This window comes from Synechocystis sp. CACIAM 05 (assembly GCF_010222815.1).
In the GTDB taxonomy this organism is placed as follows: Bacteria; Cyanobacteriota; Cyanobacteriia; order Cyanobacteriales; family Microcystaceae; genus Synechocystis.
Window position 1 is genome coordinate 2,318,362 of sequence record NZ_CP019225.1, and the last position, 23,688, is coordinate 2,342,049.

A 23,688-nucleotide genomic window follows, 5' to 3' on the forward strand; every position below is an offset into this window, starting at 1 on the left:
ATTTTTTCCACCAGCGATGATAGCAATTATCATCAAGTACAGCTAATAGCTAATGCGAACCCATTGAATTCTAATCTTTTTAAGCTGAATCGCCATCAGTAGATACTTTTTAACCATCTTGATTGACGGAAATTTGATTATCCACCGCCAGGGCCGTATGGCTGAGCACTAACTCTGGGTTCACCTGATTGGAGTCAGCATTGAGGGGGGGCAAAATGGGATAAAAGGGTTGATGTAGGCTAATCAACTGAGCTAGAGTCCTTTTCAGTTGGGGACGGGGCACAATGGCATCGACAAAACCGTGGTGTAGTAAATATTCGGAAGTTTGAAAATCGTCTGGTAACTTTTCCCGCAATGTTTGCTCAATCACTCGCCGCCCTGCAAAACCGATGGTGGCCTTTGGTTCGGCCAAAATCAAATCCCCCAACATGGCAAAGCTGGCAGTCACCCCGCCAGTGGTGGGATGGGTGAGCACAGGGATGTAAAGTAACTTTTGCTCCCGATGGTTTTGCAAAGCTCCAGAAATTTTGGCCATTTGCATTAGGCTCAGCATGCCTTCCTGCATTCTGGCTCCACCGGAGGCACAAATAATTACCACGGGCAATCTTTCCAAAGTGGCGTACTCAATTAGGCGGCATAGTTTTTCCCCTACCACGGAGCCCATACTACCGCCCATAAACCGGAAATCCATTACCCCCAAGGCGATCGGTAGACCGTCAAGGCGACCGTGGCCAGTTTGCACTGCGTCCGTCAAATCTGTTGCTTTTTGGGTATCGCGGATGCGGTCTTTATAGGATTTGCGGTCTTTAAATTTGAGGGGATCGGTGGGCCGCAAATGTTCATTGATGGGTTGCCAGGTCTTGGCGTCAATCAACTGGCGAATCCGCTCGTCACTGTCCACCCGGAGATGGTGCCCACATTCGACACACACCATCCAATTGCCCTGCAGATCCTTGGTGTAGGTCAACACACCGCAGGCCGGGCACTTAGTCCAGAGACCATCGGCCACCTCCCTTTCCTGGGGGGATTGGGGCTGGAGCACTGGGGGCTCAGCTTTTTCACGGTTGGCAAACCAATCAAATAGAGACATATTTGTTCGGGGACAGTGGCGATCGCCGGGGTAATCCAGAATACATTCGCCATTCTACCAAGATCGTTGACCCCGCTTTGGCGATCGCCGGGTTGTCAGGGCTACAAAAGCCATTATGGCGTGGAACCTTGCAACACCCAGGTATCCTTACTGCCGCCGCCCTGGGAGGAGTTAACCACCAAGGAACCTTTGCGGAGGGCAACCCTAGTCAAGCCACCGGGATGGACATAAATTTCATCGCCCCGGTTAAGGATATAGGGACGGAGATCCACATGACGACCCTCCACCTGATCGCCGATCAAAGTGGGTACTCGGGAAAGATTTAGCACCGGCTGGGCAATGTAGTTACGGGGATTATGGCGAATGCGTTCGGCAAACTGGACCCTTTCCTGGAGGCTGGCACTGGGGCCCATCAACATACCGTATCCCCCAGCTTCGTTGGCGGATTTAACCACCAATTCCGCCAGATGATCCAGCACATAATTTCTATCTTCTTCTCGCCAGCAAAGATAAGTGGGCACATTGGCCAAGAGGGGTTCTTCCTTGAGATAGTAATTAATCATCTCTGGCACATAGGCATAGATGACCTTATCATCCGCCACGCCCGTGCCGGGAGCATTGGCCAGGGCCACCCGCCCTTGGCGATACACTTCCATCAACCCTGGTACTCCCAGAAGGGAGTCTGGCCGAAACACCTCTGGGTCAATGAAATCATCATCCAGACGGCGATAGACCACATCCACCCGTTGTAAACCCTTGGTGGTACGCATTTGTAGATAGCCATCGGCCACCACTAAATCCCGACCTTCCACCAACTCCACCCCCATTTGTTGAGCCAGGAAGGAATGCTCAAAGTAAGCAGAATTATTAATACCAGGGGTTAACACCACCACCACCGGGGCGGCTAAGTGGGGCGGAGCCAGGTTCAGCAAAGTTTCCAGTAATTGGCTGGGGTAACTGTCCACCGGTTGGATGGGAATAGTTTGGAACATATCGGGGAAAGTGCTTTTCATTACCCGCCGATTTTCTAAGACGTAGGAAATGCCGGAGGGCACCCGCAGGTTATCTTCCAGCACAAACCATTTACCTTCGCCATCCCGCACTAAATCAGTGCCAGTGATATGACACCACACTCCGGCGGGGGGCTTGATGCCGATGCAGGGCTTAAGGAAACCACTGGCGGATTCAACAATGTCCAGGGGCACAATGCCGTCTTTAACAATATTTTGGGGCCCGTAAATGTCGGTCAAAAAACAGTTCAGGGCTTTGATGCGCTGTTTCAATCCTTTTTCGAGCGATCGCCATTCGGCTTCGGCAATGATGCGGGGAATAATATCTACGGGAAAAATACGCTCCACTCCCTGGTCATCGTTGTAAACCCGAAAAGTGACCCCTAGGTTAAAAAGGGCAATTTGGGCCGTTTCGTGGTGTTGCCTGAGAATTTCCGGCGATAACTGCCCCATCCAGTCGATGAGGGGGGCCGCCGGGGGTCGGGGTTGTCCTGGGGCGAAAAAAAGTTCGTCGTAGAAATTGCCTGGGTCGTAGCTCTGAAGTTGCATGGTTCCCCATCGATGGTGGTCTAGGCTTGGGCCATGGTGCCATTGGTGATCGGTTTTTGGCTATTTGCAGAGTGAAAGCGTTTTGCCAACTCCAGTCGCTAACCCTTGGCCACGGTTTCATTATTCAGCTTGGAAGGAAACAGGGACAGCGGTTGTAATTGAAGCGACAATTTCCTGGGTAATTTGGCTTTTGTAACAAAATATTACAAAAATGCAGGCATAGTGGCTTAATGGCTTGACAGGATAGTGGCGCGTGATTAAATTGGGGTACTATACCCGATGGGTAACCTAATCATTAGTGATATGCAGGACAAGCAAAAGGTCACACTTTATATGCCGCCGGGCATCCATCGGCAACTCCGAATTCGCTCAGCCATTGACGCTGAATCTATGTCGGCGATCGTAGAACGGGCCATTGATTTTTACCTCAAGCACCCGGACAAGGTCGAAGCCGAAGAAAAGTCCGCCTATGGCAAAACCCATCAAGTACATATCTGCCCCGAATGCGACGCTGCCATGGTGATGCGGGACGGACAGATGATGTCCCTGAAGGATCAGCCCAGTGTCCTGAACGACAACGAAGAGTCTTCCCTACCTCTGGTGGAGGATGCTCCGGCAACCGCCGATGTTGATGGGGAAAAGATGCTGATTCCCTGCTAAGTCGACCAATATTTCAGTTGGCCCTAGGCAAAATCATTCAGATCGATTTCCTGTTCATTCCTTTCCTTCCCTCAATTTTTGGTCGAACCCATGCAAGAAGAGCTGAGTGTACTCCTGAAAGCTCAATACCCCCTGATTTATCTCGTTACTTCCGAAGAAGAACGGGCTGAGCAAGCGGTGTACCGCATCGTTCAGGAGGTCACCCAGCACCAGCGGCTGTTTGTTTGGACTGTGACCCATGGCTTCCGGGAATACGGCGTTGCCCAACAGAAAACCCACCACAATACCATCTCCCCTGAGGCGGCGATTGAGTGGGTGGTGCGCCAGGAACCGGGCATTTTCATTTTCAAAGACCTCCATCCTTTCATCTCGTCTCCGGCGGTGACCCGGTGGCTACGGGAGGCGATCGCCAGCTTTAAGGGCACAGAAAAGGCGATCGTACTCATGTCCCCCTACCAGGAAACCCCCATTGAACTGGAAAAGGATGTGGTGGTGTTGGATTTTGCCCTGCCCGATTTGGTTACCCTCGATGGGGTGCTGGGGCAACAGTTGGGTAAGTCTCGCCATGCCCTGGGGGAAGATTCCCGGGAAAAACTTCTTAAGGCAGCCCTGGGATTAACCAAAGATGAGGCGGAAAAAGTCTATCGCAAAGCCTACGTCAAAGCAGGCCAGTTAACCGAAGGGGAGGTGGAAATTGTCCTCTCCGAGAAAAAGCAGTTAATCCGCCGCAACGGCATCCTTGATTACATTGAGGAGGATGAAACCATCCGGGCCGTAGGGGGATTGGAGGAACTGAAAAAATGGTTAACCCAGCGCTCCGACGCTTTCACCGAACGGGCTAGGGAATACGGTTTGCCCCAACCCAAGGGCATGCTGATCCTGGGGGTACCCGGTTGCGGTAAATCCCTCATTGCCAAAACCACCTCCCGGCTTTGGGGTTTGCCCCTCCTACGCTTGGATATGGGGCGGGTCTACGACGGTTCCATGGTGGGGCGATCAGAAGCCAATCTCCGCAACGCCTTGAAAACAGCCGAGTCTATTTCCCCAGCGATTTTGTTCATTGATGAATTGGACAAAGCCTTTGCCGGGGGAGCCGGTTCAGGGGACTCCGACGGAGGCACTTCCAGCCGTATCTTTGGCAGTTTCCTCACCTGGATGCAGGAAAAAACCTCCCCTGTGTTCGTCATGGCTACGGCCAACCGGGTCGATCGCCTACCGGGGGAATTTCTGCGCAAGGGACGGTTTGATGAAATCTTTTTCGTTGACCTACCTTCTTCCGAAGAGCGGGAAGCCATTTTCCGTATTCACCTCCATAAACGGCGCAAGGACACTTCCCGTTTTGACCTGGGGGAATTGGCCCGCACCTCCGACGGTTTTTCCGGAGCAGAGATTGAGCAGGCGATCGTAGCGGCTATGTACGAAGCCTTTGCCCAAGAAAGAGAATTTAACCAGCTCGACATTATCGCAGCGATCAAATCGACGTTGCCCCTGTCGCGCACCATGGTAGAGCAGGTCACCGCGCTTCGTGACTGGGCCCGACAAAGGGCTCGGCCTGCCTCCGCTTCCGTGGCTGAATATCAGCGACTGGAGTTCTAACAAGCTTTCTCCTGTTCCCGCAGGAGCAAAGACTAACCGTTGGGTTAGTAGTTTAAGATAAGCCGTTTTAATGGCGGCATTTCCCACTTCTCAATTGTTGTTGTTGACTTTTTTCTCTGGAGGAAATCCACCATGTCTCATTTCAGCACTCTCCGTACTAAGATCACGAACGCTGAAGTTTTAACATCTTCCCTCAATGACCTCGGTATCACCACCAAGACCGAAGCTGATGTGCGGGGCTACAATGGCCAACGCATCCGGGCTGACATTGTGGCCGTTTTGGATGGTGACTACGATTTAGGCTGGTCCCGCAACAGTGATGGTTCCTTCGACTTGATCGCTGATCTTTGGGGTGTGGCTAAAAAGCATAATCAGACTGAGTTGATCAATTCCATCAACCAGAAGTATGCCGTTAACCAAACCTTGGCCGAGGTAAAACAACGGGGCTTACAAAACGCCAACGTGAAGTTAGTCGTCCACTAAACTGCATCCCTTTGTTTCTGCAAAACGATTAGGATTTTTGGTGCGTTCCCAAGCCTCTTCTGGTAGCTGTCTTGATTGCAGGACGGCTGCTTTTTTCTGTCCATATTCCGTTAAGCTTGGGTATGGGCTGGTTCCATTGTCTTATTGATTAAGACGGTTTTTTGGTCTTTTTTTTGCTCCCATGTCTATTCCCCCTAGTGCTCTGGCTGATGTAGCCCACTATCTTGAAGAACAGGATGAGGGGCAAAGGATAAAAAAGTTACTCTTTTGTTTGTCGAAAAAATACTGGGAAAATGATCCCAATGTGCTCGACAGTAATGGTTTGGACGCCCTACTAATGGAGTTGGTAGTACAAAAACCAACGATCGAACAATTTACCTTTTCCCTTTATAAGCTAGTCAAAACCCTCAACCGACCTAAGGTTTATGCGGCGGTGGCTAAAACCATACTGGACCAGTTGGGGCCAATTTATACGGCCTATGGAAAAACTGCCATACCAGAAGATGTTAAGGGCGAGGATGGGGCGATCGCCGCGGTGCCCATGGAAACTGAAACCCCAGCTCCCATAAATAGGGTAGTGGATCCTCAATACGTGGCCACCCAAGTGGCTCACATTCTGGTGCAGCATCGGGAACAAGCCCGTATTCAAAAGTTAATTTTTGCTGTAGCCCGGGGTTATTGGGAAAACAATCTCCAGGTGATCGAACAGGTGGGGCTAGCCAACTTATTGTTGGAGTTGCGGCAACGTTATCCTACCCCTGGCCAGTTACAGGAAGGCTTTAGTCAGATTGTCAACAACATCAACAAAACTACTTTCTATCTGGCGATCGCCAGGTTAATTCTGGAGCAAATGCAGGGCTTGTATGACAGTGGCCCTGGGTCGGAAGAACAATCCTCGCCATCCCACCAGGCAACCCAAGCAAATTTGATGGCGTCTGACTCTCCTAGCCCAGCGGAAAGCCAACTCAAATCCCTGGCCACATCCATCGTTGATTTTGACGCGTTGCCCATTCCCGCTCCTCCCCCCAGGCCCCGCCCAAGTGAACCAATTCTGACGGTGTTGGGGGCGGTGGTCCCCTCTCCTCCGGGTACTCCCCTCCAAGCCCACACTGAGAAGAAGGAATACAACCTGTTTGAGATCCGCTCAGAGATTATGCAATATACCAATCCCTTGCGGGCAAAAGTTTTACTTTTTTCGGTGTTGTTCCAAAGTTGGGACGAACATAACCCAGACTGGAGTTTAGTGCGTAGTTATGCCCTAGATGACCTAGTAGAGCAACTTATCCTGAGTCGTAGGCGGCCCAACGAGGTGGAAATTAAGCTTAATGCCTTGGCGAACCAAATGTTTGACCAGGAGGAGTATCAACAAACCGCCCAAACTCTGATCAAAATTATTAAACCCCTACTGTAGTTTCGTTTAGAATTGAACCGCCAACGGAGATTTTCAGGACCAATGCTGGTGCAAATACGGGGTAAATTACGGCGGGGCGTAGGACTGGTATTGCTATTCGTTCTCGCAGTGGGGTTGGGCATTGGTAACCCAGTGTGGGCCAATGGTAAAACGGAAATTTTTTGGGATAGCTGGGGAGTACCCCATATTTTTGCTGCCAATGAAACCAAGTTAATGGAGGCTTTTGGTTGGGCCCAGGCCCAGGCTCATGGGGATCTACTCCTCACCTTGTATGGGGAGGCAAGGGGCAAAGGAGCGGAATATTGGGGCATTGATTACCTTGACAATGATCAGTATGTCCATACGATGAATATCCCTCGGCGATCGGAGGTGTGGTTAAATGCCCAAACCCCAGCCATGCGCCGTGATCTGGAAAGTTTTGCCCAGGGTATCAATAATTATTTCCAACAACATCCCGATTTCAGTCAGCCCAGTTTGCGCCAGGTATTGCCCATCACAGCCCAGGATGTGGTGGCCCATGTACAGAGATTATTACTGTTTGAGTTTGTTACTAATCCCCAAGCCGTTGCTAGCCTCGCAGGACAAATACCAGAAGCTAACGTACCCATTGCCTCCAATGCCTGGGCGATCGCCCCTAAGCAAACTGAATCAGGCCATGGGCTATTACTGATCAATCCTCATTTACCCTGGGGGGGGCAATTTCGTTTAACGGAGGCCCAATTGGTGGCCCCTGGCATGGATCTGACCGGGGCGGCCTTTGTGGGAACTCCTGTGCCGGCCATAGGTTTTAACAATGATTTGGGCTGGAGCTTAACAGTCAATTATCCCCATAACGTGGGCAAATATGCCCTTACTTTGGCAGAAGGGGGCTATGAATGGGACGGGGAAGTTAAATCCTTCGATCGCCGTAATAATCAAGTCAAAATTCTCCAGGGCAATGGCAGTTACCAAACTTTGCAATGGCAAACCCTAGAAAGTGTGACGGGCATTGTGGTGGCCCAGCGGGGAGGCAATGCTTACACCCTCAAAATTCCTGGTTTGGACCGCAGTGGGGCTATAAGTCAGTTTTTGCACATGGGTAAAGCCAAAACCCTAGAACAGTTTGAAGCGGCTTGGCAAAAGCAACAAATTCCCATGTTCAATGTGCTCTACGGCGATCGCCAGGGCAATATTTTTTATCTATACAATACGTTGACCCCTATCAGGGAAGGCAGTTGGCAAGATTGGGATCGTCTGCAGCCGATTAACCGCAGTGCCGATTTAAACTCTGATTACTACATCTATGAACAATTGCCCAAGCTAACGAACCCCGCCAGTGGTTGGCTCCAAAACACCAATGATCCCCCCTGGACCAGCACCTTTCCCCCGGAGTTGGATGCGGCGGATTATCCTCCCAGTCTGGCCGCGCCGGATCTGAGCTTTGCTCCTTCTTTGCTGCGTACCCAACGGTCAATTAAATTGCTGGAAAATGCTTCCCCTTTAAGCTTCGAGCAGTTTAAGCAAAAAGTCTTTGACAGCCAGATGGAATTAGGCGATCGCATTGTGCCTCTACTGGTGTCGGCCGCTAAAGTCTTGGCTAACCCCATTGGTATTGAAGCGGCGGAAGTGCTCCAGGCCTGGGATAAACAGGCTAACCCCGATAGTAGGGGAGCGGTATTGTTTATGCTCTGGGCCCTGACCATTGGCGCAGATAAAGTTTTGGGTGGTCAATGGAATCCCGCTGACCCCCTCAATAGCCCCAGCGGCATGGCGGACATTAACAAGTTCATGGCGGTGCTGGAAGGGGTGGCGGCCCAGGTGAAATTTCTCTACGATGATTTGGCGATCAGTTGGGGAGAAGTAGTGCAAATGCAAGTCGGGAATTTTACTGCTCCTGCCAACGGTGCTCCCAGTAACCTAGGCAGTTTTCGGGTCTTGACCCTCAGCACCATTGCCAACCAAAGATTTCAAGCAGTGGCCGGAGATAGTTACCTGAGCTTAGTGGAATTTGCCGATCGCCCCCGGGGCCAGAGTATTTTGGTCTATGGCAATGCCAGCCAGCCCGATTCCCCCCATAACGGTGACCAGTTGGAACTTTACAGTAAAAATCAATTACGCCCAGCGTGGCGATCGCCAGGGGAAATCAAAGCCCACTTGGAAAAAACGGAAACACTTTAGCGGGGAAGATTGGCAAAGGTTATGGCGGCATTATTTATTGTGCTAGAAGGCATTGACGGATCAGGGAAAACCACCCAAGGGGATCTCCTGTTGGCCCATTTTCAGCGCCAAGGCCTGGCCGCAGTGCTTAGCCCGGAACCCACCAATGGCCCCATGGGCCGCTTAATTCGTCAAGCTTTACAGGGAGACCTATTTACCTACAACGATGCCCGACAATTTGAAGCCCAGATGGGTTATTTATTCGCTGCCGATCGCCATTACCATCTCTACCATCCAGGGGATGGAGTGGAGGCAAAATTAGCCCAACAATGCCACGTAATCACCACCCGCTACTATTTTTCTTCTCTCGCCTATAATTGCCACACAGAGGCCGACTGGGAATTTGTTCAACGCTTAAATCAATCTTTTCCCCAGCCGGACTATGTAATTTACCTAGACCTCCCGGTGGATTTGGCCCTACAACGCCTTGGCGATCGCCAGCAACTGGAGGACCAAGCCCCGAGGGAATGTTACGAACAACGGGAAAAGCTAATCAGTGTCCACCGCAATTACGACAGAATTTTTGCCCATTACCAGGGCCAACTTTGTCGCCTGGATGCCAGCCTGCCGGTGGAGCAACTACACCAAGCCATTATCACCAAAGTTGAGGAAATGCTGTGAGTAGATTTTGCCCTCGGTTCCGGTTATGGGGACGGCTAGTGCCGGGAGTAATCCTCGGCCTACTGCTTTTCATTGGATTAGCTCCTTGGGTGCAAGCTCAAATAAAACTTCCCCCAAATTTTTCCCCACCAATTTTGGTGAGTTCACAGCCCAGTAATGCCCTCAACGTCCAACAGGTCAATGAACTAACCACGGATCTGGAAGGTAAATGGGCAGGAATTTACGAAAACTATTTCCAAGAAGATTTCTCCAGTTTGGGTTTAACCACCGAGGAAATTGGTAAAAAATTAGCTTCTCTACAGAAACAAACAGGGCAAAAAGCGGCCATTTTTTGGATTAATCCCGAAGCAGATGGGGTTTCCATTTGTCTGTTAACCGGCGATCGCCCAACGGTGGGGGTAAAGGTGCTCGATACGGCGGAACAAAATTTGATGGCCACCGTGGAAATGTTTGCCCTGCAAGTGAGTGATCCCCGCAACCAAAATTATCGAGCCACCGGCAAAAAGTTATATGACTGGTTGATTGCTCCTGTGGTGAACGAATTGAAAGCCAATGCCATTGACACCCTAATTTTTTGTGTGGGTCCTAAACTGCGCTCTCTGCCCTTTGCCGCCCTCTATGACGGGGAGAAATTTTTAGCCGAGCAATATGCCATCACCCGTATTCCTGGTTTTAACCTGACAGAGTGGGGCCCCACCGACCTGAGTCAAGCAAGAATTCTGGCCATGGGATCTTCGGAATTCACGGATGCTGAACCGTTACCGGGGGTGGCTTTGGAGATTGCCAACATTACCCCCCAACCCTGGCCCGGGGTTGCCATGCTCAACCAACAATTCACGATACAAAATCTGCAGGCGGCCCGCCAACAACAGCCCTTTCCCTTGGTGCATCTGGCCACCCATGCGGAATTTAATGCCGGTTCCCCCGCCGACTCCTACATTCAGTTTGTTAACAGTCGCTTGAACCTCAAGGAAATTAGGAATTTACAATGGCAGAATCCTCCCGTTGATCTTTTAGTGCTCAGCGCTTGCACCACTGCCTTGGGTAATACTCAGGCGGAATTGGGGTTTGTGGGCCTGGCTCTGCAATCGGGGGTCAAATCAGCTCTGGGTAGTTTGTGGCGGGTCAGTGATCTGGGCACCATGGCTTTGATGAGTGAATTTTATTGGCAGTTGAAAGCTAAATCCTTCAAGGCCCAAGCTCTGCAACAGGCCCAAATCAGGATGATTAATGGGGAAATCAACCTCGATGCTGGAGAATTGCACACTTCCCGGGGGGCGATCGCCGTGGAGGATGAATTATTAACGTTGAGAAATCCCGAACTTTCCCATCCCTACTATTGGGCAAGCTTTTCCCTGATTGGCAATCCTTTTTAGAAGTTACTTCAACTGTTCACCACCACCAGATCCTGGAAAAGATAAAGCCAAGGGCGATCGCCAAGATTTTGCTAGGATCTGCCTGTTGACCCAACTTAGATCATTAAAAACTTATGTTCTTACTACACACCATGATTCGAGTGGGAGATTTAGACAAATCCCTGCAATTTTACTGTGACATTTTGGGGATGAATTTACTCCGCAAAAAAGACTACCCCAGTGGGGAATTTACCCTCGCTTTTGTGGGTTATGGCAAAGAATCGGAGAATGCGGTGATTGAGTTAACCCATAACTGGGGCACCGATAAATACGATTTGGGTAATGGTTTTGGCCACATTGCCCTGGGGGTGGAAGACATTTATAGCACCTGCGACAAAATCAGAGCCAAGGGGGGGAAAGTAGTACGGGAACCGGGGCCGATGAAGCACGGCACCACCGTCATTGCTTTTGTGGAAGATCCCGATGGCTACAAAATTGAATTGATCCAAACTTCCTCAAAGAAAGATTAGGTTCACACTGCTGAGGTGCAGTCCTAACTTCTATGACCATTGCAGTTGAGTAATCTGAGTACCCGATCACCGATTGTTTTTGTTAAGGGGAAAAGTCTTGCCAGTCCCCCAAACTTACCGGAAATTTGGTGAGTTCATGGGGGAAAGTACAAAACTTGCAATGGTTCCCTAGGTAGACAATCCTATCCCTGGGAGGGGATCAAACCGATTGGGGGGTAGCCAACAGCAGTACCCGTTCCAATAATTGGGGGGCAAACCGTTGGCACCACACTGCCAGATGACTCTGCCAACCCACCAAAATTTCACTACGGTTTTGTTTTAAACCTTTGACTAAGGATTGGGCCACTCGACCGGCGGTCATGGCTCTGACCCAGCGGAATTTTTGTAAACCCTTGGCCATATCCGTGTCGGTGAGGGTGGGTAGCAGGGTAACCACAGCGATGTTATGGCGGGCCAGTTCTCCCCGCAGAGCTTGGCTAAAGCCCAGAATGGCAAATTTAGTGGCGGAATAGGTGGCCATGGTGGGGGCCGCCACTTTGCCCATCAAACTAGAAACGTTGACAATAGTTCCCTCTTTTTGGGAAACCATGCGCCGGGCCACGCAACGGGTGATGCAATACAGACCCATTAGGTTAAGGGAAATTTCTTGGTAAACTTCCGGGAAGCGGCTATGGAGAAAGGGATTTTGGTGGGCAACCCCGGCACAGTTAACCAGCAAATGGATGGGGCCATGATCCCGCCAAGTTCTGGCGATCGCCGTGTTGACGGCCACGGGTTGGGTTAGGTCCAGGGGTAAGGCAATGGCCTGTAATCCGGGATGTCGTTGTTCTAACTCGTCAGCCAATGTTTGCAGACTGGCGTGGTTACGGGCCACAAGGATAATTTTTCCCAGACCTTGTTTGGCTAGTTCTTCGGCGATCGCCCGGCCGATGCCCCGGGAAGATCCGGTCACTAAAGCAGTTTTGTTGAGTAAATTCATTGCTTACCTCCTATGGAATATGAGGCGTGTTCTCCCTGGGAATAGATACGGAACAAATGCCGACAGGGAGAAATTTTTGGGTTAATGGGTTAAGTACGATATTGGATAAATTGGTTCTCCGTAACCCCAAAGCGGGGCACTAACTTTGCATTCCAGGTGCTAGCGGGGAATGGACAAGACAGTGGTATGGCCTAGGCTTACCTAGAAATCACGGCCATGGTTCAACCTAAAAGCGATGGGGAAAATTAACGAACCAAGGGGAGACAAACGGTGCTCCAGACAATGACGGGCATAATTTTTGACCTAGACCCCGAACCATTGCCTCGAATAGTTCTTCAGTCTGGGGTGTGGTGGCTTGACTGGCACTGATGCATGGGGAGCATGGTAAACGCCTCCTAAAATTGTTTCAGCGTGGTTAAATGCACTCTCTGAAGCACACGCTAACAGATCAAACAAGAAACAGCAACAATTCTTAATATTTCAGGGCCAGTTTGGCGATCGCCCCTGGCTGGAGAGGCAGTTTTTCCTATGTCCTTTGTCGCCCTGATGTGAGAATTTGGAGTATCCCTGCTGAGATTGCCTGGGCAGTCAGTGATGGGAGGGTCAATTTTTGTTCAGTGCTATGCGTATTTACGGCAATCGCCTCCTGAAAACCCTACCGGGGCAACAGACTAGACCTACCACAGGGAAAGTCCGCCTGGCATTATTCAATATTTGGCGGGGAGAAATTCAGCACTGCCACTGGTTGGACCTCTGTGCGGGCAATGGCACCCTGGGGGCGGAGGCCCTGTGTCGGGGCGCGGACAAAATAGTGGCGATCGAGCAGTCCGCCAAAGTTTGCACCATCATCAAAGAAAATTGGCAAAAACTAGCTAAGCCTGAGCAGCAATGGTCAGTCTTGCGGGGAGATGTGTTGAAATTGCTCCCAACCCTAAAAGGACAGACTTTCGACCGCATTTACTTTGATCCCCCCTATGCCAGCGGCCTGTACAACCCCGTTTTAACCTTAGTGGGTGAGTTGCAACTCCTCAGCTCCACTGGAGAAATAGCAGTGGAACATGACCGCCGCCATTGGCAGCCACCGGAGAGGATTGCTGGGTTGGAATTAATGCGTCAAAAAAAATATGGGTTGAGCAATTTAGCTTTTTATTGGCGGGAGCAAGGGGAAGCTTTGCCGATATAGTATTCTAGGTTGGCCCACCGCCGGATTGTGAAGTTTTGTTGTGAAGGGCGATCGCCAGGTCTGACCCTGGATAGTGCCTCCTATTTTGTTGATGTTGATCTGATTTACCCCCATCTAGCCATGCGTGTTGCTCTGTTCACGGAAACCTTTTTGCCCAAAATTGATGGAATTGTCACCCGTCTGAAGCACACAGTGGAAAACCTGCAACGGCAAGGGCATCAAGTGTTGGTCTTTTGTCCGGAGGGGGGACTCAAGGAATATAAGGGGGCAAAAATCCATGGAGTGAAGGGCATGCCTTTACCCCTTTACCCAGAACTAAAACTGGCTTTCCCGTCGCCCCAAATTAAACAGGCCCTGCTGAAATTCAAACCAGACTTGATTCATGTGGTAAATCCGGCGGTATTGGGTTTGGGGGGTATCTATTACGCCAAAAACTTGCATATTCCCTTGGTAGCTTCTTACCACACCCATTTACCCCAATATTTGCAACATTACGGCCTGGGGGCCCTGGAAGGGGTGCTGTGGGAACTGTTAAAACTGGCCCACAACCAAGCGGAATTAAATCTTTGCACTTCCTCCGCCATGGTGCAGGAATTAGTCAACCACGGCATTGAACGGGTGGATCTATGGCAACGAGGGGTAGATACGGAACTGTTTCAGCCCCACCTGAAGTCAGCCCAAATGCGGCAAAAACTGTCCCAGGGTCACCCTGACGATCCCCTATTTTTATATGTCGGCCGGGTTTCGGCGGAAAAACAAATCGATGAAATTAAGCCAGTGCTCGAGGCCATTCCCCAGGCCCGGTTGGCGATCGTGGGGGATGGACCTAACCGGAAAAATTTAGAAGCCCATTTTGCTGGCACTAATACCTATTTTGCCGGCTATATGCAGGGACTAGAGTTGGCGGCGGCCTTTGCTTCCGCTGATGGGTTCATTTTTCCTTCCCGTACTGAAACCCTGGGCTTAGTACTCTTGGAAGCTATGGCGGCGGGCTGTCCCGTAGTAGCAGCAGCATCTGGGGGAATTTTAGACATTGTCACCGATGGTGAAAACGGTTACCTGTTTGATCCCGCTATGGCAGGGGGAGTGGTACAAGCCACCCAAAGGTTAATGTCCGCCCCTGGCGATCGAGAACTATTGCGGCAAAACGCCCGGCAAGAAGCGGAACGATGGGGTTGGCCAGCGGCCACCAGACAATTGGTGGACTACTACCAACTGGTAACCTATGGGAAAAATGACGCTCCGTTAGCGGCTTAGGGTATAGCTTGCCACCCTCTGACTGTAGACAACAACTCGCTAAACCGTTACCAATCCTGGCAAACTTTCCCTCCAAACTTCAGGAAATTGGGGGGCATTTAAACTCCGAAAAAAATTTCCCCCGGCACAACCAAGGGGAAGAATACAATTATTTTTTCAAGAATGCCGAGGGCCTTTTGGATCTTTACCCCCATTCAGAACTTGACTGAATTTCTTCCCAGGGTTGGGGGAGTAGTAATTGTGGCAAACAAAAAATCAATCAAGCCATTCCGTGTGGAAAAATTCTCCCCTCGGCTTATCAGTCCGTTCATAGGTGTGGGCCCCAAAGTAATCCCGTTGCGCTTGGGTTAGGTTTTGGGGAAGCACCGCCCGCCGGTAACTGTCAAAGTAATCCAAGGAGGAACTAAAGGCCGGCACTGCAATGCCCATTTCATTGGCCAGCATCAACACTTCTCGCCATGGCCCCTGGCGATCCAAAATACTTTGCTTGAATTCCGGAGCTAGAAGTAAATTGGGCAACTGGGGATTGTCTTTAAAAGCTTTCTTGATCTTGTCTAAAAAGCCGGCTCGGATAATACAACCTCCTTTCCAAATGCGGGCAATTTCCGGCAGATTAACGTCATAACCAAATTCCTGGGAGGCCTTGGCAATTAGGGCCATGCCCTGGGCATAGGAACACATTTTCGAGCAGTAGAGAGCATCCCGTACTTTGGGAATCCAGGCTTCCATGTCCCCACTAAAGGTTTTACTGGGGCCCGACAGTTGGCTGGAAGCGGCTACCCGTTCTTCTTTGAGGGAAGACATTACCCTGGCGTTAACGGCGGCATAAATGGTGGGGATAGGTACGCCCAATTCTAGACCACTCATCACCGTCCAGCGCCCTGTGCCCTTTTGTCCGGCGGCATCGAGGATGTAGTCAATTAAATGTCCCCCGGTTTCGGGATCCTTTTTGGCAAAAATGTCGGTGCTGATTTCAATCAGGAAGGAGTTTAACTCATCGGTTTGATTCCATTGGCCAAAAACTTCGTGGAGTTTTTCGTTGCTCAAGCCGAGGCCGTTTTTCAAAATGTCGTAGGCTTCGGCGATTAGTTGCATATCGCCATACTCAATGCCGTTGTGGACCATTTTGACGTAATGTCCTGCTCCCCCTGGGCCAATAAAAGTCACACAGGCGGGATTATCGGGGTCTTCCACCTGGGCGGCAATTTTAGTCAGAATGGGTTCCAATTCTTTGTAGGCGGCCGGGGTACCACCGGGCATCAAACTAGGACCCAGTAATGCGCCTTCTTCCCCTCCACTGACTCCCATGCCGACAAAGCCCAGGCCGGTGGCTTCCAAATCTTTGGTGCGACGTTCCGTATCTTCATAAAGGGAGTTGCCACCATCAATGATCATGTCCCCTTCTTCCAACAGGGGCTTCAACTCATTGATCACTGCATCCACGGGTCCCCCAGCTTTGACCATTACAAGGATTTTACGGGGGCGTTCCAGCAGTTGGACAAATTCTTCTACGGTGTAGGCGGCTTTAATGTCTTTATCCACAGCTCTTTCGGCCATGAATTTCTCAGTTTTGTTGGGGGAACGGTTATAGACGGCGATGGGAAAGCCTCGACTTTCCACGTTGAGGGCCAGATTTTCCCCCATTACTGCCAGTCCAATTACCCCAAAGGTTCGCTTAGTCATAATAGCTACGTTAGATTGCACAGTCGGGCAAGGTTAATTTCCTTAAGGGTACATCGCATTTTTTGTTTGCTACCCCTGGGGCAAAATTTTTCACTGGAAATAAACTAAGTCGTTAATAAAAGAGCTGATTTTCCCGTGGTAGTCAAGATTTGCTGGGAGTTTCCCAATGGTCAGACGGTGATTAGATATAGTTGGGGTCGATGCATATCCCCCAATGACTAATTTTTTTGGCAATCGTTTAATTTTCCATGGCAAAATCTCCTCAAAATAAACAGTGGTTAGCCAATACCTTACTGGTGCTGGGCAGTTTAGGTTTTGCGGTGGTGGTGGCGGAAGTAGCTCTACGATTAATGGGCGTTAGTTATCCCAGCTTTTACCAAGTCGATCCCCAACGGGGCCATAGTTTAATTCCCAATTTCAGCGCCCGTTGGACCCATGAAGGCAATGGTTTGGTAAGAATTAATGCCGATAGCCTGCGCGATCGCCATTATGAAAAGGAGAAACCGGCGGATACCTATCGCATTGTGGTGTTGGGGGATTCTTTTTCCGAGGCAATTCAGGTTAATGAAGATGAGACCTATTGGAGCGCCATAGAAAAAGATTTGCCTTCCTGCCCCGGCTTAACAGGAAAAACGGTAGAAGTAATTAATTTTGGCGTGGGGGATTACGGCACGGCCCAGGAATATTTAACCCTCCAGCACCATGCCATGGAGTACCAGCCAGATTTAGTCTTGCTACAGATTTTTACCGGCAATGACATTGTCAATAACTCTCGCCAACTCAGCCCTGGCGATCGCCTAGCACCCTTTTGGGAAGAGGTGGATGGTAAATGGCAAATGCAGTTGGATTTCAGAGAAACAGCGGCCTATCAACGGCGGGATACTGCCCCAAGAAGATTTGTGTACGGCCTAATTAATCAGGTGCGGTTGCTACAAGTACTTAACGAAGCTAAACGACAATGGGTAACCCAAAGGACTTTAACCACCCAACAGCAGGGCAATACTGACATCATTCCCGCTCTGGATTTCGACGTTAATTTATATCGGGAACCCACCGATCCCGCCTGGGAGCAAGCTTGGGCCGCCACGGAATCTTTAGTTATGGCGACTAGTCAACTAAGTAGGGAAGACAATGCTGACTTTTTAGCTGTGGTGATTAGCAATCCTCCCCAGGTATATCCCGATCGCCAGGTGCGAGAAAAGTTAAAGCAGCTAGGGGCGGAGAATTTGTTTTACCCTGATCAACGGTTGACCGCATTGGGACAACAGGAGGATTTTGCTGTGTTGACCCTGGCGAAAACCATGCAACAAAAAGCCGATGCGGAGCAAATTTATTGGCACGGTTTTGAGAACACCATCCCCGGAGTGGGTCATTGGAATGTTCAGGGCCATCAACTGGCCGGCGAATTAATTGGCGATCGCCTTTGCCAAATGGTGACAGAGCAAAAAAAGTAAAACGTTATCCTTTAATCTAAGTCCCGCAAAAGTTGAGCAAAATTAGCCGGGGATATGGGAACTGAAAGGATAAATGAGCAGAGGAAATCACTATGGAACGGCCTCTTTACTTCGACAACCACGCCACCACCGCCCTCGATCCTAGAGTACTAGAAGCCATGCTCCCTTACCTGAGAGAGCAGTATGGCAATGCGCGCAGTGCCCATTTTTACGGTTGGCAAGCCTCAGCGGCCATTAAACAAGCTAGGCAGGAGATTGCTGACACCATGGGAGCCGCACCGGAAGAAATTATTTTCACCAGTGGTGCTACGGAGGCTAATAATTTGGCCATTCGGGGAGTAGCGGAAGCTTATTTTTCCCAAGGCAAACATCTGGTGACGGTGGAAACGGAACATCAAGCGGTGTTAGCTCCCTGTCGTTATTTGGAAACCCTGGGGTTTGAGGTGACCTATTTGCCAGTTCAATCCAGTGGTTTGGTGGATTTGACCGAGTTGGAAAAGGCTTTACGGCCCGATACCATTCTTGTTTCTGTGATGGCGGCCAACAATGAAATCGGCGTGCTGCAACCCGTCAAGGAGATTGGTGTTCTCTGTCGCCAACGCTCAATTATTTTTCACTGTGATGGGGCCCAAGCTTTGGGCAAAATTCCCCTCGACGTCCATCAACTTAACATTGATCTACTGTCCTTCACTGGGCACAAAATCCATGGTCCCAAGGGCATTGGGGGATTATATCGCCGTCAAAATCCGGGGGTGAGGTTAGCGCCCCAACTGTTGGGGGGAGGGCAAGAAGGTAATTTTCGTTCCGGAACTCTGCCGGTGCCTCTAATTGTTGGTTTAGCCAAGGCTTTGACCATAGCTGGGGAAACTTTAGTGTCGGAAGGCGATCGCCAGCGACAACTGCGGGATCAACTCTGGCAAGGTCTGGCAAAAATTAGTGGGGTGGTGCTGAATGGGGACTACGAACAAAGGTTGCCGGGCAACCTCAATGTCAGTATTACTGGGGTTGATTCCAGGGCTTTGCTAACTACATTGCAACCCCGATTGGCATTATCTTCCGGTTCCGCCTGTTCTTCCTACCGCACTGAAGCTTCCCATGTGTTGTATGCCCTGGGTCGGGACAAAACCAGCGCCCAAGCTAGTCTCCGTTTTGGTTTAAGCCGATTTACCACCGAGGTAGAAATTGACCAGGCGATCGCCATTGTGACGGATACAGTAGCTAGGTTAAGGGCCGATGCTTCTGACCAGAGTTAATTTCTCGTAAGTTTGTCTTCCATGTGGCAATCAATTCGTTCGCTCATTTTTCAAACTCCCTGTCCTCTGTGTCAAAAACCCAGCCAGGATCAATTTTGTCGGGATTGCACTGGACAAATTTTCAGCCATCGTTTTCCTCCTAAATTCCAGCAATGGCAAGGAAACTTTCCCCGCTTTGTTTGGGGACAATACGAAGGACAACTGCGGCGGGCTTTAACGGTGATGAAGTTTGAGCAACAGCCCGACATTGGTATTTGGTTGGGAGAACAGTTGGCAGAACAGTGGTTACAACAACCCCAAGCTAAAACTAAATTTCGTCCCCAGGTGGTGCCCATTCCCCTCAACCCTCGTAAGCAAGCCCAACGGGGATTTAATCAAGCTGAAAGAATTGCCGCTGGTTTTTGCCGCCTGACTGGTTATGTTCTCCACCCCCAAGCATTACAACGAGTTAAAGATACCCAAGCTCTGTTTGGTCTTAGCCCAGGCGATCGCCGCCGGGAATTGCAATCAGCTTTAGCCACGGGGCCAGGGTTTAACACTCGCCGACCCTGGTTGATTTTGGATGATATTATTACGACCGGCACCACCGCCCTAGAAGCCCGACGGATAATGGAAGAAAAGGGAGCTAAAGTGTTGGGTATCGTGGCGATCGCCGCACCGTCTTTTTCCCAGCCCATGGAACTTAGACAGCAATGATAATGATCATTTAACATAATATTTCTATTGGTCTGTATTCAATCTCGTATTGTTAAAGCCCTATCGTTCCCTTTATTTTTGTCAATCCTATGCAGAAACAAGTCTCTCCCCTAGCCCGTGTCGCCCTTTGGTTGGGTGGTGTTAGTTTGACTGCCACCAGCTTGGTCATTCCCACCGCGGCCCAGGCCCAAAGTAGTCTCAATGGAGGTAGTGCCATTCCTCCCCTGAAGCCGATTCCAGAGTCCACCTACACTCCTCCCGCTGCCCCCACCAGTACCCCCAGTAATCCAACTAGTCAAGCCCTAGCCACCCATATTGTGCTGGTATTAGGGGAACGGAGAGTTTACGCCTACCAAAACGACAAGGTTTTAGCCAGTTACCCCGTAGCGGTGGGTAAAAAAGGCTGGGAAACACCCCAAGGCAATTTCCAAGTCATCCAAATGGTGGAAAATCCCGTGTGGGAAAATCCCTGGAATGGCAAAAAGGTGGCCGCCAGCTTGGACGGCCCCATCGGTATCCGTTGGATCGGTTTTTGGAGTGACGGTAAAAATACCATTGGTTTCCATGGCACCCCGAAAAAACATGAGCATTTCCTGGGCACAGCGGCTTCCCACGGTTGCGTCAGAATGCGAAATCAAGATGTGGTGGCTTTGTTCAACATGGTGCAAAATGGCACCCCAGTGCGGGTAGTGCAGAAAAAATAGATGATTTGAACTGACTGAATCAAAACGGCGATCGTGTACAACCGTCAGGAATTAGGAATTAGGAATTGTAGCCCCGGTTTCTGAGTTGTAATTTCTGATCGCCACTGAGGGTAATGGTGCAATACAGAGGAAATACCAATGGCGACAACCCTAATCAATCATATTGAGATCACGCCAGGAACCTGTGGTGGAAAACCTCGCATCGCTGGGCACCGGATCACAGTTCAAGACATCGTGAGCTGGCACGAACGAATGGGACTATCTCCCGACGAAATCGTCCATCATTATCCTAATATTACTTTAGCTGACGTTTATGCAGCTTTGTCTTACTATCACGATCACCTTGAAGAAATTAGGCAAGGAATTATTGATGATGAAATTTTTGCTGAAGAAATGCGGTCCAGTACCCCTTCTTTGATGGAAGCAAAATTAAGAAAAATGCATGGCAAAACGGAAGCGAGTACGTCTCTTTAGATATATTCCTGTAACCACTGTCGAAACTCACGACGTAAAGCACTCATGGGAGTCACCTGGCTTTTTTTTAAACAAAGGGAAATTCCTTCAATAATGGGAATAGAGGGAAAAGCTTTACTCATCAAAGAGTTAATGTATTTTCCTTCTTCTAATAAACTAATTTCTAGTTTTTCGTCTTCATATCGCCAAATTTCAGGAATGCCTAATGCCTCATAGGCACTGACCTGGGTAATAGAGGTGAAATCTACTTCGATCGCCAAATCGGGGACAGGATCAACATCTAAATTCAGCCGTTGTTTGCCCACCATAGCTTGATAGTTGTCAATATAAAAACAATCATCAGGCTCAATACCTGCTTGCATAGGTCTGCTTTTAAAAGTAGTGGAGCCAAGGGATTCCCATTCCAGACCTAATTCTTCCAGTAAAACCACAAGTAAATGGGAAATCAAAACTTTAGTGCGTTCATGGCCAGGTAAAGGCATCCGAAATTCTAAAACTCCCTTGTAATAAGCGATATGGGAATGACGATGTTCCCCCAAATCTTCCAAAATTTCCTCAAATTCCTGCCAGGAAATTTGATCTAAAATAATACGCTGACCCGGCTCAACTTTTATTTGGGCGATCGCAATTTTGACAGGCATAACCTCAAACTCCCACCTTTAATTGGTTTAATCATAAATCAAAAAAAACAGCTAACGACAGCCTCCGTAGTGGCGATCGCCAGGGTGGCTAAATCACAAATATTTATGGTGATTATGTCTAACCATTAAGAATTGTATGGGAAGCCATAAAAAAATAATTGAACTAAATAAAGCTGAAAGTCAATCAGAATAGGCATTCCAGAAGATTAAAAGCTCGATCAAAATGTAAAGTTACTGCTCGACAAGGTTAAGACTTTTACCGACAATTTGAGGGTGAATTATGCCCCCGGAGTCTGAACCCTATGAAATTGGCCTATTGGATGTACGCTGGCCCGGCCCACATTGGCACCCTACGCATCGCCAGTTCTTTCAAAAACGTCCACGCCATTATGCACGCTCCGTTGGGGGATGATTATTTCAATGTCATGCGCTCCATGTTGGAACGGGAGCAGCATTTTACCCCTGTCACCACCAGTGTGGTCGATCGCCAAGTGTTATCGAGGGGTTCCCAGGAAAAAGTGGTGGACAACATTGTCCGGAAAGATGGGGAAGAAACGCCGGATTTAATTGTGCTGACCCCCACCTGTACCTCCAGCATTTTGCAGGAAGATTTGGCCAATTTTGTTGACCGGGCCCAGATGGATGCCCACTGTGATGTACTTTTGGCGGACGTGAACCATTACCGCTATAACGAATTGCAAGCTGGCGATCGTACCCTCAAGCAAATTGTCGAGTTTTACATTAAAAAAGCTCGTAAACAGGGTAATTTAGCCACGGAAAAAACAGCTAAGCCATCGGTGAATTTAATTGGCTTCACCACCCTGGGTTTCCACAACCAACATGATTGCACCGAGTTAAAGCGATTAATGGCGGATCTGGGCATTGAAGTAAACCTAATTTTGCCGGAAAAAGCCACGGTGGATCAATTGGCTAAAATGCCCCAAGCTTGGTTTAACCTCTGCCCTTACCGGGAAATTGGTTTAATGACAGCGGAGTATTTGCAGGAAGAATTTGCCCAGCCCTACGTGGACATTACCCCCATGGGGGTGGTGGAAACGGCCCGTTGCATCCGCAAAATTCAGGAAGTTCTGAACGCCCAAGGTGCGGAAGTCAACTATGAAGATTTCATCCAGCAACAAACCCGGTATGTTTCCCAGGCGGCTTGGTTTTCCCGCTCTATTGATTGCCAAAATTTAACCGGCAAAAAAGCAGTGGTCTTTGGCGACAACACCCATGCGGCGGCTATGACCAAAATTTTGGCCCGGGAAATGGGCATCCACGTTGTGCTAGCAGGAACCTATTGCAAATATGATGCCGATTGGTTCCGAGCTGAAGTATCCGAATACTGTGATGAAGTATTGATCAGTGAAGATAACGGGGCGATCACCGACGCTATTGCCCGCATTGAACCGGCGGCCATTTTTGGCACCCAGATGGAACGCCATGTGGGCAAACGCTTGGATATTCCCTGCGGTGTGATTGCGGCCCCGATCCATATCCAGAATTTCCCCTTGGGCTACAAACCATTCCTGGGCTACGAAGGGACAAACCAGATGGCGGATTTGGTGTACAACTCCTTCACCCTGGGGATGGAAGATCATTTATTAGAAATTTTCGGCGGTCATGACACCAAGGAAGTCATCACCAAAACCATTTCCAGCGATTCTGATTTAGGTTGGCACAGCTCCGCCCAAGCAGAATTGAATAAAGTGCCGGGGTTTGTCCGGGGTAAAGTCAAACGCAATACGGAAAAGTTTGCCCGGGAGCGGGGCTTATCGGAAATTACCCTAGAAGTGATGTACGCCGCCAAGGAAGCCGTGGGAGCTTAAGGGTCTGTGGGCCAAAATTCTAGTTGCTTACTTA

At 49.6% G+C, this 23,688-nt stretch carries 21 protein-coding genes; 16 read left to right on the plus strand and 5 right to left on the minus strand.

Features of this window, described 5'->3' with window-relative positions:
• Window positions 1-109: 109 nt before the first annotated feature.
• The gene (gene accD / locus BWK47_RS10980) at window positions 110-1,090 is read right to left on the minus strand and encodes an acetyl-CoA carboxylase, carboxyltransferase subunit beta (RefSeq protein ID WP_010873320.1); all 981 of its coding nucleotides are present in this window, start codon (window positions 1,088-1,090) and stop codon (window positions 110-112) included.
• Between the two features lie 113 nt (window positions 1,091-1,203).
• The gene (locus BWK47_RS10985) at window positions 1,204-2,649 is read right to left on the minus strand and encodes a circularly permuted type 2 ATP-grasp protein (RefSeq protein WP_162328668.1); all 1,446 of its coding nucleotides are present in this window, start codon (window positions 2,647-2,649) and stop codon (window positions 1,204-1,206) included.
• A 279-nt stretch (window positions 2,650-2,928) separates the two neighbouring features.
• On the opposite strand from BWK47_RS10985, the gene BWK47_RS10990 reads away from it, so the two are divergent.
• The 8 genes from BWK47_RS10990 (at window position 2,929) to gloA (ending at window position 11,501) form a co-directional block, all read left to right on the plus strand.
• Window positions 2,929-3,309, plus strand: a complete 381-nt coding sequence (locus tag BWK47_RS10990; protein WP_010873322.1) for a hypothetical protein — start codon at window positions 2,929-2,931, stop codon at window positions 3,307-3,309.
• Window positions 3,310-3,399: 90 nt separating this feature from the next.
• Window positions 3,400-4,905: a stress-responsive protein Ycf46 gene (gene ycf46, locus BWK47_RS10995; protein WP_162328669.1), complete on the plus strand. Its 1,506-nt coding sequence runs from the start codon at window positions 3,400-3,402 to the stop codon at window positions 4,903-4,905.
• Between the two features lie 132 nt (window positions 4,906-5,037).
• Complete coding sequence (locus tag BWK47_RS11000) at window positions 5,038-5,388, plus strand: DUF1257 domain-containing protein (RefSeq protein ID WP_010873324.1); 351 nt, start codon at window positions 5,038-5,040, stop codon at window positions 5,386-5,388.
• Between the two features lie 181 nt (window positions 5,389-5,569).
• Window positions 5,570-6,799 (plus strand): hypothetical protein, encoded by a 1,230-nt coding sequence (locus BWK47_RS11005; protein WP_162328670.1) that lies wholly within the window; start codon window positions 5,570-5,572, stop codon window positions 6,797-6,799.
• Between the two features lie 42 nt (window positions 6,800-6,841).
• Window positions 6,842-8,956: an acylase gene (locus BWK47_RS11010; RefSeq protein WP_162328671.1), complete on the plus strand. Its 2,115-nt coding sequence runs from the start codon at window positions 6,842-6,844 to the stop codon at window positions 8,954-8,956.
• A gap of 21 nt (window positions 8,957-8,977) precedes the next feature.
• Window positions 8,978-9,616 carry a dTMP kinase gene (gene tmk, locus BWK47_RS11015; RefSeq protein ID WP_162328672.1) on the plus strand — a complete coding sequence of 213 codons (639 nt, stop codon included), beginning with the start codon at window positions 8,978-8,980 and terminating at the stop codon, window positions 9,614-9,616.
• Window positions 9,617-9,753: 137 nt separating this feature from the next.
• Window positions 9,754-10,992, plus strand: a complete 1,239-nt coding sequence (locus tag BWK47_RS11020) for a CHAT domain-containing protein (RefSeq protein WP_237270005.1) — start codon at window positions 9,754-9,756, stop codon at window positions 10,990-10,992.
• A gap of 113 nt (window positions 10,993-11,105) precedes the next feature.
• A complete protein-coding gene (gloA, locus tag BWK47_RS11025; RefSeq protein ID WP_162328674.1) occupies window positions 11,106-11,501 on the plus strand; it encodes a lactoylglutathione lyase in 396 nt (131 codons plus the stop codon).
• A gap of 199 nt (window positions 11,502-11,700) precedes the next feature.
• Here the strand turns inward: gloA and BWK47_RS11030 are convergent, their stop codons facing one another.
• On the minus strand, window positions 11,701-12,480 hold the full coding sequence (locus BWK47_RS11030; RefSeq protein ID WP_010873330.1) for an SDR family NAD(P)-dependent oxidoreductase: 780 nt from the start codon (window positions 12,478-12,480) through the stop codon (window positions 11,701-11,703).
• A gap of 610 nt (window positions 12,481-13,090) precedes the next feature.
• On the opposite strand from BWK47_RS11030, the gene rsmD reads away from it, so the two are divergent.
• Together rsmD and BWK47_RS11040 are read left to right on the plus strand one after the other, a co-directional pair.
• A complete protein-coding gene (gene rsmD, locus BWK47_RS11035; RefSeq protein ID WP_443081620.1) occupies window positions 13,091-13,663 on the plus strand; it encodes a 16S rRNA (guanine(966)-N(2))-methyltransferase RsmD in 573 nt (190 codons plus the stop codon).
• Window positions 13,664-13,690: 27 nt separating this feature from the next.
• A complete protein-coding gene (locus BWK47_RS11040; protein WP_162328675.1) occupies window positions 13,691-14,920 on the plus strand; it encodes a glycosyltransferase family 4 protein in 1,230 nt (409 codons plus the stop codon).
• Between the two features lie 255 nt (window positions 14,921-15,175).
• Here the strand turns inward: BWK47_RS11040 and gnd are convergent, their stop codons facing one another.
• Window positions 15,176-16,624, minus strand: coding sequence for a decarboxylating NADP(+)-dependent phosphogluconate dehydrogenase (gnd, locus tag BWK47_RS11045; RefSeq protein ID WP_204250405.1), 1,449 nt, complete (start codon window positions 16,622-16,624; stop codon window positions 15,176-15,178).
• 227 nt (window positions 16,625-16,851) lie between these two features.
• On the opposite strand from gnd, the gene BWK47_RS11050 reads away from it, so the two are divergent.
• From BWK47_RS11050 to BWK47_RS11070, 5 genes are all read left to right on the plus strand, one after another.
• The gene (locus BWK47_RS11050) at window positions 16,852-18,057 is read left to right on the plus strand and encodes an SGNH/GDSL hydrolase family protein (protein WP_162328677.1); all 1,206 of its coding nucleotides are present in this window, start codon (window positions 16,852-16,854) and stop codon (window positions 18,055-18,057) included.
• Between the two features lie 92 nt (window positions 18,058-18,149).
• On the plus strand, window positions 18,150-19,310 hold the full coding sequence (locus tag BWK47_RS11055) for a cysteine desulfurase family protein (RefSeq protein WP_162328678.1): 1,161 nt from the start codon (window positions 18,150-18,152) through the stop codon (window positions 19,308-19,310).
• Window positions 19,311-19,331: 21 nt separating this feature from the next.
• Window positions 19,332-20,006 (plus strand): ComF family protein, encoded by a 675-nt coding sequence (locus tag BWK47_RS11060; protein ID WP_162328679.1) that lies wholly within the window; start codon window positions 19,332-19,334, stop codon window positions 20,004-20,006.
• A gap of 89 nt (window positions 20,007-20,095) precedes the next feature.
• A complete protein-coding gene (locus BWK47_RS11065) occupies window positions 20,096-20,710 on the plus strand; it encodes a L,D-transpeptidase (RefSeq protein WP_162328680.1) in 615 nt (204 codons plus the stop codon).
• Between the two features lie 138 nt (window positions 20,711-20,848).
• On the plus strand, window positions 20,849-21,184 hold the full coding sequence (locus BWK47_RS11070; RefSeq protein ID WP_162328681.1) for a DUF433 domain-containing protein: 336 nt from the start codon (window positions 20,849-20,851) through the stop codon (window positions 21,182-21,184).
• Here BWK47_RS11070 and BWK47_RS11075 read toward each other — a convergent pair.
• Complete coding sequence (locus BWK47_RS11075) at window positions 21,181-21,825, minus strand: Uma2 family endonuclease (protein ID WP_162328682.1); 645 nt, start codon at window positions 21,823-21,825, stop codon at window positions 21,181-21,183. The genes BWK47_RS11070 and BWK47_RS11075 overlap by 4 nt on opposite strands.
• 302 nt (window positions 21,826-22,127) lie before the next feature.
• Here BWK47_RS11075 and bchB point away from each other — a divergent pair, with 302 nt between their 5' ends.
• Entirely contained in the window at window positions 22,128-23,654 is a 1,527-nt protein-coding gene (bchB, locus tag BWK47_RS11080; RefSeq protein ID WP_162328683.1) for a ferredoxin:protochlorophyllide reductase (ATP-dependent) subunit B, read from the plus strand.
• Window positions 23,655-23,688 lie beyond the last annotated feature (34 nt).

Excerpts from the sequence above, each read along its gene's own strand:
- accD (WP_010873320.1), bottom strand. The coding sequence starts at position 1,090 with ATGTCTCTATTTGATTGGTTTGCCAACCGTGAAAAAGCTGAGCCCCCA.
- BWK47_RS10985 (WP_162328668.1), bottom strand. The coding sequence starts at position 2,649 with ATGCAACTTCAGAGCTACGACCCAGGCAATTTCTACGACGAACTTTTT.
- BWK47_RS10990 (WP_010873322.1), top strand. The coding sequence starts at position 2,929 with ATGGGTAACCTAATCATTAGTGATATGCAGGACAAGCAAAAGGTCACA.
- ycf46 (WP_162328669.1), top strand. The coding sequence starts at position 3,400 with ATGCAAGAAGAGCTGAGTGTACTCCTGAAAGCTCAATACCCCCTGATT.
- BWK47_RS11000 (WP_010873324.1), top strand. The coding sequence starts at position 5,038 with ATGTCTCATTTCAGCACTCTCCGTACTAAGATCACGAACGCTGAAGTT.
- BWK47_RS11005 (WP_162328670.1), top strand. The coding sequence starts at position 5,570 with ATGTCTATTCCCCCTAGTGCTCTGGCTGATGTAGCCCACTATCTTGAA.
- BWK47_RS11010 (WP_162328671.1), top strand. The coding sequence starts at position 6,842 with ATGCTGGTGCAAATACGGGGTAAATTACGGCGGGGCGTAGGACTGGTA.
- tmk (WP_162328672.1), top strand. The coding sequence starts at position 8,978 with ATGGCGGCATTATTTATTGTGCTAGAAGGCATTGACGGATCAGGGAAA.
- gloA (WP_162328674.1), top strand. The coding sequence starts at position 11,106 with ATGTTCTTACTACACACCATGATTCGAGTGGGAGATTTAGACAAATCC.
- BWK47_RS11030 (WP_010873330.1), bottom strand. The coding sequence starts at position 12,480 with ATGAATTTACTCAACAAAACTGCTTTAGTGACCGGATCTTCCCGGGGC.
- BWK47_RS11050 (WP_162328677.1), top strand. The coding sequence starts at position 16,852 with ATGGCAAAATCTCCTCAAAATAAACAGTGGTTAGCCAATACCTTACTG.
- BWK47_RS11055 (WP_162328678.1), top strand. The coding sequence starts at position 18,150 with ATGGAACGGCCTCTTTACTTCGACAACCACGCCACCACCGCCCTCGAT.
- BWK47_RS11060 (WP_162328679.1), top strand. The coding sequence starts at position 19,332 with ATGTGGCAATCAATTCGTTCGCTCATTTTTCAAACTCCCTGTCCTCTG.
- BWK47_RS11065 (WP_162328680.1), top strand. The coding sequence starts at position 20,096 with ATGCAGAAACAAGTCTCTCCCCTAGCCCGTGTCGCCCTTTGGTTGGGT.
- BWK47_RS11070 (WP_162328681.1), top strand. The coding sequence starts at position 20,849 with ATGGCGACAACCCTAATCAATCATATTGAGATCACGCCAGGAACCTGT.
- BWK47_RS11075 (WP_162328682.1), bottom strand. The coding sequence starts at position 21,825 with ATGCCTGTCAAAATTGCGATCGCCCAAATAAAAGTTGAGCCGGGTCAG.
- bchB (WP_162328683.1), top strand. The coding sequence starts at position 22,128 with ATGAAATTGGCCTATTGGATGTACGCTGGCCCGGCCCACATTGGCACC.